This is a genomic window from Oleiphilus sp. HI0117 (assembly GCF_001635235.1).
In genome coordinates this window covers 1-910 of record NZ_LWGA01000947.1, presented here as the reverse complement: position 1 = coordinate 910, position 910 = coordinate 1, and the positions used below count along the sequence as shown (strand labels likewise).

The 910-nt window shown below is 41.8% G+C and carries 1 protein-coding gene; it reads right to left on the bottom strand.

Going from position 1 to position 910, the window contains the following annotated elements; all coding sequences use genetic code 11:
- Positions 1-910 (bottom strand): YjgN family protein (locus tag A3757_RS16935; RefSeq protein ID WP_068739977.1); only part of this gene is annotated, 910 nt, incomplete at both ends.

Genomic DNA, 910 nt, shown 5'->3' with positions numbered 1-910 from the left:
AAGTTTTGGCGCTTGGTTTGAAGGTAGGCAAAGATCCATAAATAAACAGTAAAGAATACCAGCTGAATTAAAATGAGGTTTGAAAAAGACGGTGCTGTTTCTTCACTTGTAAAATTCATAAGGTCTAGCTGGGATAAAGTCCAAAGTACAATAGATATCGCTAAGATAAAAACACCGGAGGCCTTTAAATACATAAGATAGAAGCTTTTTGCGCCAGCGCCATAGCTGAATGGTGAGGTGCCATAGCGAGCGTTATTTACAAGGAAAATAGCTTTTAAGTATTGCCAGAAGGGAAAGCCCAAGATAAACAATGGGAACAAAGCAGCAAGCCCCCAAGGCATATTAAACTCTTCCTCAATATCTATTTTTGCTTCTTCTCCTACGGCAGGTATCTCTGTCGTTTCATCAGCTGGCATCTCCTCAGAAATCGGGACTTCCGAGTATTCCCATACCTCACTGGGCACAGAAAAATATATTGAGCTAACAAGCAGAGCCAGGAACAAAAATACCGGTAGGCCATAAAATAAATAAGCTTGCTTGAAGTTTCGTTCAAAGCGGAAGGTAATACCACGATAAGCTGTGTGGCGGAGCCTGAACGACATAGAAAGAACAATGATTGCAGGCACTAAAACTGTCACTGCTGCAGCGGCATACAAACCCCAAACGCCATTATAGGAATTTATTGCGTAATAAATGCCGAATAATATGGATGCAAAAATTCGCCCTTTTAGAATCTGTTCAGGCTTTGCCAAATATTGAAAGGCGCTGTCGTCAAGCTGAGTATTGCCATAAAAATAGCGGTGTGTTCTAACTTTCGCCCAGGCCGAATAAATGCCCAGCGTAACGATGGTGAGAGCTATATTGACGATCCAAATGCCAAAGAATTCGAGTGCTTTGCCGCTGAATCTAA